The sequence below is a fragment of the Streptomyces daliensis genome, assembly GCF_054782395.1.
Window position 1 is genome coordinate 1 of record NZ_BAAGSO010000121.1, and the last position, 5,469, is coordinate 5,469.

The following is a 5,469-nucleotide window of genomic DNA, read 5'->3' on the forward strand; positions in this document are numbered from 1 at the left end:
GGCGACGAGTACCAGAAGGAGGCGGCGGGCAACCACGTGCAGCAGGTGGTGCAGCCCGCCACCCGGGGCTCGATCCTGGATGCGCGGGGGGTGCCGATCGCGGACAACGAGACGCGTCTTGTGGTCTCGGCCTCGCGTACCGAGCTGATGAAGATGGACGACCAGGGCAAGGCGGTACTGACGCGGCTGGCGAAGGTGCTGCGGATGGACGCCAAGACCGTCCAGCAGAAGGTGCGTTTGTGTGACGCGGAGACGCCGCAGCCGTGCTGGAACGGTTCCCCCTATCAGCCGATCCCGGTCACCGATGAGGCGACCACGCAGCAGGCGCTCCAGATCCGGGAGCGGGCCGAGGACTTTCCCGGGATCACGGCGGAGCCGACGGCGGTGCGGCGGTATCCGGCGCCCTACGGGGCGAACACCTCGCAGGTGCTGGGGTATCTCTCGCCGGTCACCGATGAGGAGATCGAGAAGGCGAAGGACAGTGATTCGCCGTTCCTCTCCTCGGACGAGATCGGGCGGTCGGGGATGGAGCGCAGTTATGACGGTGATCTGCGGGGCAGTTCGGGTGTGACGCGGTATGAGGTGGACAACCTGGGGCGGGTGATGGGGCGGGCCAAGAGTGACAAGGCCCGGCCTGGCGCGAACCTGGTGACCAGCATCGATTCGCGGATCCAGGCGGTCACCGAGAAGCAGCTGGACAAGGCGATGAAGGAGGCCCGCAAGCAGCACGACAAGAACACGGGCCGCAACTACGAGGCGGACGCGGGCGCGGCCGTGGTGATGGAGAACAAGACCGGCCGGGTCGTGTCCATGGCCTCCAACCCCGAATACGACCCCAACACCTGGGTCGGCGGCATCTCGGGGAAGCAGTACGCCAAGCTCACCGGCAAGAAGTCGAACTACCCGCTGCTGAACCGCTCCATCCAGGGCCTCGCCGCACCCGGCTCCATCTTCAAGGTCATCCCGACCGCGGCGGCAGTGAAGGCCGGTTACGACTTCAACGGCAACTACAACTGCGGCGCCTCCTACAACGTGGGCGGCCAGACCTTCAAGAACTTCGAGTCCAAGGGCTACGGCACCATCAGCCTCGGGCGCGCCCTGGAGGTCTCCTGCGACACCGTCTTCTACGACCTCGCCTACAAGCAGTGGAAGAAGGACGGCGGCAACAAGCCGAAGAAGGACGCGAACGACTGGTTCTACAAGACGGCCCACGACTTCGGCCTGGGCAAGGAGACCGGCATCGACCTCCCCAACGAGGTCACAGGACGCGTCCCGGACCGTAAGTGGAAGAAGGACTACTGGGAGGCGAACAAGGACGCCTGGTGCAAGCAGGCCAAGGGCGCCAACTCCTACGCCGACAAGATCGCCAAGGAGAACTGCGTCTCCGGCATGAAGATGCGCGCCGGTGACAGCGTCAACTACTCCATCGGCCAGGGCGACACCCTCGTCACCCCGATCCAGATGGCGACGATCTACGCGGGCATCGCCAACGGCGGCACGCTCTACGACCCGACCATCGGCAAGGCCATCGTCAGCGCGGACGGCAAGAAGACCGAGGAGATCAAGCCCAAGCCCCACGGCAAGCTGCCCGTCAGCAAGACCACCCTCAAGCAGATGGACAAGGCCCTCGCGGGAGTCGCCGAGCGCGGCACGGCGGCGTGGCGGTTCGGGCAGGCGGGCTGGCCGCAGGACAAGATCAAGATGCATGCCAAGACGGGTACGGCCGAGGTCGCGGGCAAGCAGACCACGTCCTGGTTCGCCACGTACACCAAGGACTACACGATCGTCATGACGATCTCCCAGGGCGGTACGGGGTCCGGCGCCTCGGGTCCCGCGGTGCGGAAGATCTACGACGCGATCTACGGCGTGAGCGGCAAGGGCGGCAAGATCGACCCGAAGAAGGCGCTGCTGCCCGAGCCGGAGAAGAACCTGCCGAAGATCAAGAAGGACGGCACGATCCAGGCCCAGCGCAGCAAGGATCCCGCCGCCGAGGGCAAGAAGAACACGGTGGCCCACACCGAATCGGACACAAGGAGCACGGGGAGCAACGGGTGAGCACACATTCCTACTCCCTCGACGGCTACGGCCCGCGCCGCCGCTCCGCCTGGAGCAAGCTGACGGCGCGGGACTCCGAGGTGTGGCGGCTCGACTGGATCATGATCCTGTCCGGGATGGCCCTGTCCGTCATCGGCTCGCTGCTCGTCTACTCGGCCACCCGCAACCGCACCGACATCAACCAGGGCGACCCGTACTACTTCGTCACCCGGCACGTGTTCAGCCTCGTCATCGGCCTCGCCCTCATGGCAGGGACCGTCTGGCTCGGCCACCGCAGACTGCGCAGCGCCGTGCCCGTGCTGTACGGGCTCTCGCTGGTGCTGGCCCTCCTGGTGCTCACCCCGCTCGGCGCCACCATCAACGGACAGCGCGCCTGGCTGCACCTGGGCGCGGGAATGTCGCTCCAGCCCGCCGAACTCATCAAGATCACGGTGATCCTGGGGATGGCGATGCTGCTCGCCGCCAAGGTGGACGCCGGGGACAGGGAGCACCCCGACCACCGCACGGTGCTCCAGTCGCTGGGGATGGCGGCGGCGCCGATCGTCGTCATCATGCTGATGCCCGACCTCGGCTCCGTGATGGTCATGGTCGTGATCGTGCTGGGCGTCCTGCTCGCCTCCGGCGCCTCCAACCGCTGGGTCATCGGGCTCTGCCTGGCGGGGGCCGCGGGCGCGGTGTCGGTGTGGGCGCTCGGGCTGCTCGACGAGTACCAGATCAACCGCTTCGCCGCCTTCGCCAACCCCGCGCTCGACCCGTCGGGCGTCGGCTACAACACCAACCAGGCCCGCATCGCCATCGGCTCCGGCGGGCTCACGGGCAAGGGCCTCTTCGAGGGCACCCAGACGACCGGCCAGTTCGTGCCCGAGCAGCAGACGGACTTCGTCTTCACGGTCGCGGGCGAGGAACTGGGCTTCGTCGGCGGCGGGCTCATCATCCTGCTGCTGGGCGTCGTGATCTGGCGGGCCTGCCGCATCGCACGCGAGTCGACGGAGCTGTACAGCACGATCGTCGCCGCCGGCATCATCGCCTGGTTCGCTTTCCAGTCCTTCGAGAACATCGGGATGACGCTGGGCATCATGCCCGTCGCCGGACTGCCGCTGCCGTTCGTCTCCTACGGCGGTACGTCGATGTTCGCGATCTGGATCGCGCTGGGGCTGCTCCAGTCCATCAGGGTCCAGCGGCCGGTCTCGGCGTGAGCGTGGCCCGGGTCCGGGTCCCCCGGGTCCGGGCCTGAGCCGAGGAACCGCACGACGCCGGGCATTGCCGGACAGGTAGGGCGCGAATACGTTCCCTTCATGGCGGACGTTGTGCGGGAGATCGAGCGGAAATACGAGGCCACCGACCGGACACGGCTGCCGGATCTCGACGTGCGGGGCGTGCGCTCCGTCGTCGCGCCCGGTGCCGTCGCCCTTGACGCGACGTACTACGACACCAGCGACCACCGGCTCGCCGCCGACGGCGTCACCCTGCGCCGCCGCACCGGCGGCAGCGACTCCGGCTGGCATCTGAAACTGCCCGTCGAGCCCGGCGTGCGCGAGGAGATCCGCGCGCCGCTGACGGACGGCCCCGACCTCCCCGTCGAGCTGACCTCGCTCATCCGGTCGCGCGTCCGCGGCGAACCCCTCGTCCCTGTGGTGCGGCTGCGCCAGGAGCGCGAACCGCTGCATCTGCTCGGGGCCGACGGGGAACTGCTGGCCGAGGTCAGCGTCGACCACGTGGCCGCCGAACGCTTCGGGCCCGGCGGCGGCACGGCCGCGTGGACCGAGGTCGAGGCAGAACTGGGGGAGGGCCAGGACCCCGCGCTGCTCGACCGGATCGAGAAACGGCTCCGCGGCGCGGGGCTGCGGCGCGCCTCGGCCGTCTCGAAGCTGGAACGGGCACTCACGGAGACAGAGCCCTCGCGGCTCGCCAAGGAGGTCGTCGCGGCGCGCGACGGGAAGGGCCGGGACGCGGCGCCGGGCAAGGCGGGCAAGGGGGGCAAGCCCGCCACCGCGGGGGATGCCGTGCTGCGGTACGTCACCGAACAGATCCGCACCCTCGTCGCGCTCGACCCCGCCGTGCGCCGCGACCTGCCCGACTCCGTGCACCGGATGCGCGTCGCCACCCGGCGGCTGCGCAGTTGCTTCCGCTCCTACGGGAAGGTCCTGGACCGCGACGTCACGCGGCCCGTCGGCGAGGAGCTGAAGTGGCTCGCGGCCGAGCTGGGCGTCGACAGGGACCGCGAGGTGCTTTATGGGCGGCTGGCCGAGCGTGCGGCGGAGCTGCCGGAGGATCTGCGGGTCGGGCCCGTCGAGGCCCGGCTGGCCACGTCCTCGCACATCAGCCGCGACGGATCACGGCAGCGGCTGCTCGCCGTGCTGGACGGGCCCCGGTATCTCGCGCTCCTGGAGGCACTGGCAGCAGTGCGTACGCATCCGCCGCTGCTGCCCGGCGCGGGGAAGAAGCCGCGCGCCGTGCTGCGCAAGGCCGTGCACCGCGACTTCGAGCGCCTGGCCACGTACGTCGGCGAGGCGCTGGCCGCGCCGAGCGGTGACGTGCGCGACGTCGCCGCGCACGAGGCGCGCAAGGCGGCGAAGCGGACCCGTTACGCGGCGGAGGTCGCGCGGCCCGTGTTCGGCGAGCGTGCGAAGAGGTACGCGAAGCGGATGACCGAGCTTCAGGAGCTGCTCGGCGAGCACCAGGACAGCGTCGTGGCCCGCGCCGCACTGCGCGATCTCGCGCTCCAGGCGCACGCGGCGGGCGAGCCGTCGTTCAGCTACGGCGTCATGCACGCACACGAGACGGCCCGCGCGACCGCCTGCGAACACGGCCTCCCGGCGCTGTGGCGCTCGATCACGTCGAAGGACGAGGGGCACCTGTGACGGCCCCTTCGCGGGGTGCGGATTGAAACGGGGGTGCTTCGTTCGTCGGGGGTGTTGCGCGGGACGGTTGGCCGGTGTGGTGGGTGCCGTAGGGTCCCGCGCTGATTTTTGTGCGGCTTCACGGGGTGCGGGGCGCTGCGCGTGTGGCTTGGCGCCGTGTTCGGCTGCCTGGCCGGTGGCTGCGGCGCGGTGTGTGGTTGCGGTGCTTCGCGGCTGGCGCCGCGTGGTTGTTGGTTTGTGCCGGTGGTTGTGGGGTTGGTGTGTGGTGGGGGTCGGTGCCGCGGTGGGGTGTCTCCTCGGGCGGCGACAAGTGCGGGTCGGTTTTTCGGCTGCCTGTACATACTCGTCGCCACCACTTGCGGGGACAACTCTCGGCCGGTGACCCCTCCGCTTGTTCCCACGCTGTGTGCCGGTGCCGTGCCGGAGGGGCCCAGCGCTGCCACGGGAAGCCGACGGCGACGGCTCACCACAATTGTTGTGGGCAAGCGTCCCGCTCGGCGAGGGGGCACCTCCCAGCGGTAGCTGGGGGAGGGTGGGCACAACCCGTGCCACC

The 5,469-nt window shown here is 69.6% G+C and carries 3 protein-coding genes; all 3 read left to right on the forward strand.

Annotation, left to right across the window (positions count from 1 at the left end; genetic code table 11):
• On the forward strand, positions 1-2,055 hold a 2,055-nt coding region (mrdA, locus tag ACYVOO_RS35085), incomplete at its 5' end, for a penicillin-binding protein 2 (protein WP_461019771.1).
• Positions 2,052-3,251, forward strand: a complete 1,200-nt coding sequence (gene rodA, locus ACYVOO_RS35090; protein WP_461019772.1) for a rod shape-determining protein RodA — start codon at positions 2,052-2,054, stop codon at positions 3,249-3,251. The genes mrdA and rodA, both read left to right, overlap by 4 nt.
• 99 nt (positions 3,252-3,350) lie before the next feature.
• On the forward strand, positions 3,351-4,916 hold the full coding sequence (locus tag ACYVOO_RS35095; RefSeq protein WP_461019773.1) for a CYTH and CHAD domain-containing protein: 1,566 nt from the start codon (positions 3,351-3,353) through the stop codon (positions 4,914-4,916).
• Positions 4,917-5,469: the final 553 nt, after the last annotated feature.